This is a genomic window from Nocardia farcinica, assembly GCF_029867845.1.
In the GTDB taxonomy this organism is placed as follows: domain Bacteria; phylum Actinomycetota; class Actinomycetes; order Mycobacteriales; family Mycobacteriaceae; genus Nocardia; species Nocardia farcinica_A.
The window spans coordinates 1-2253 of sequence record NZ_JARWRU010000424.1; the positions used below are offsets into that span (position 1 = coordinate 1).

The window sequence follows — 2253 nt, forward strand, 5'->3', positions numbered from 1 at the left end:
CTGCCGGGTGCCGCCGCATGCCGGGAAGTGGATCCACGCACGGACTTCTAATTATCCGCCGGTGCCCGAGCACCGCGAACACGAGACGATGCGTAGCAGCCGCGCCATTCGTGTCATCTCCCCTGTCTCCCCTTTCTCACGACACCTCGGATCGAGGCCCCTCGTCTTCGATGCTGCCACCTGCCGGGCCCGCCCGCTGTCCGCCATCGAGCACCCACGGCAAGGACTTTCGGCTCTTCACGGGGAATTCACGCCGTCCAACCGGAATCGCCCGCACAGTCGGATAATCGGCGGACAGCCGACGGCTGTTTCGCCGGGCGTTACAGTCCCGTTGACAGCCCCGCTGTGGTGTCGGCGGCCGTCCGGCGGCGCCGCTCGTCCCGGTCTGGCCGGTCCACCGCGCCGGGTGCGGGGAGAACTTCCGTCACGAGACCGATCGCAGATCCGGCGTGCTGCCGGCCGAGAGTTCGCTCGGGGACACGAGTTCGCCGTCGGGGGTGACGAAGGCCAGTTCCGCTTCCACGCCGGTCCGCTCGGCGACGAAGCGCGGCGAGATGCCGTCCGGGTGCGGCCGGTGGGTGCGGCCCCAGGCGGCCAGCGCGCCGACCACCAGGCTCAGGCCGTGGCCCGATTCGGTGAGCACGTACTCCTCCCGCACCCGCGCGCCCTCCTCCCGGTAGCCGCGGCGGGCCATGATGCCCGCGTCCACCAGCGCCGACAGGCGTTTGGCCAGAATGTTCGGCGCTATCCCGAGGCCGTCCCTGAACTCCTGGAAACGGGTCGATCCCTTGATCATCGCGTCGCGCACGATCAGCAGCGTCCAGGCGTCGCCCACCACGTCGAGGGCACGGGCGATCGAGCAGGTCGAGTCCTTACCGAGGTTCTTGGGCATGCTTGCAGGCTATCCAATGGGTTGCTGGGCGAAACCCAGCGCGCGGCCAGTCGCACCCGGCCGGTCACACCGCGCCGCACGGCTCAGAACAGGCCCATCTGCGCTGCGGCAGGCCGATTCTCGATCGAGTCGTCGAGGACGATGCGGCGGCCGACGAACGGGGATTCGTCCACCAGCACCAGCTCCGGCGAGTCGTCCGCGGCGCGGCAGAGCAGGACGTGGCCGTGGGCGTCGACGGCGTCCAGGACGTACTCGCCCGCGCCGTCCGGCCGAGGGGCGACGTCGAGGAAGCGGCCGTACTCGCGCAGGCGGCGGTGGAAACGCTCACCGCCGGTCCAGGGCTCGGACAGCACGGTGGTTCCGGGCGGCAGGTGGTCGACGGCCTGGGCGGCGGCGGTCGCCAGCGTGCGTTCCAGCTTCGGCCAGTCCTCCAGCGCGCCGGACAGCGCGGCCAGCTTGGCCCGGACGGTCACCGACTCCTTGAATCCCGCCGCGGACACCAGCCGTTCGGAGTCCCGCACGTGCAGGCCGTCGGGCGAGGACGCCACGAACCGCGCCAGCAGCGCGCCCTGTTCGTACAGGCGGGTGTTCCTCCTGGTCAGCGGGGCGGTGCCCACCTTGCACTCGCCCCGGCCGAAACAGGCGATGTAGAGCAGGTGCGGCCTGCCGATGTACTCGCGGATCTGCCCCGGCAGTTCCGCCAGCGCGCCCCGATGGTGGTGCACCACCGAGAAACCCTCCCGTTTGCGGCAGCGCTCACACTGTCTGCCGTTGGTCGCCTCGGCGCCCGTGGCGCAGGGCTGCCTGCTCCCCGCGCCGTCCTCGAAGGTGAAATAGCCCAGGCACCACCGGCGTTCGTCGGCCAGCCGGAAGGCGAGCCGGTGGCCCCGGCCGGGCAGTTCCCTGCTGGTGCCGTCCGCGGCGATCAACCGGTGGTGCCAGCTGCCGTCGTCGTGCCAGCGCAATCCGCCGTACAGCACCGTCTCCGCGCCCGTCACCTTCCTGGTTCCCCTCTCACCCGCGTGCGCGCGTCCGGCACATCGACGCATCGGTGGGGATCTCGGCGACGACGGGACGGCTCACCCCACGATTGTGCCCCGCCGCACCTCCCGGCACGAGCACGACCCCGCCCCCGGCGAACCGCCTTTCCATCGGGGCAGACCAGCGACGATCGGCAGACGGCGTTAGTCTCATGACGCGACCGAACCGGACCTTCCGGGCAGGAAACGCGCTACGCCGTCGGCGTGATCGGGAATCGCCGACAAGGAACGGAGTGTCACTGATGGCGATCGGCAAGAACACGTCCCGGGGAATCGTGCGGCGGGCCAGGGCCACGCTCGCAAGGCTGCTACCCAAGCGGG

2 protein-coding genes are annotated in these 2253 nt (G+C 70.8%); both read right to left on the reverse strand.

What is annotated here, in order from left to right; translation table 11 throughout:
* Positions 1 to 424 precede the first annotated feature (424 nt).
* Positions 425 to 892, reverse strand: a complete 468-nt coding sequence (locus QH283_RS09010; protein ID WP_280502561.1) for a winged helix-turn-helix transcriptional regulator — start codon at positions 890 to 892, stop codon at positions 425 to 427.
* A gap of 83 nt (positions 893 to 975) precedes the next feature.
* A complete protein-coding gene (locus QH283_RS09015; RefSeq protein WP_280502562.1) occupies positions 976 to 1890 on the reverse strand; it encodes a hypothetical protein in 915 nt (304 codons plus the stop codon).
* Positions 1891 to 2253: the final 363 nt, after the last annotated feature.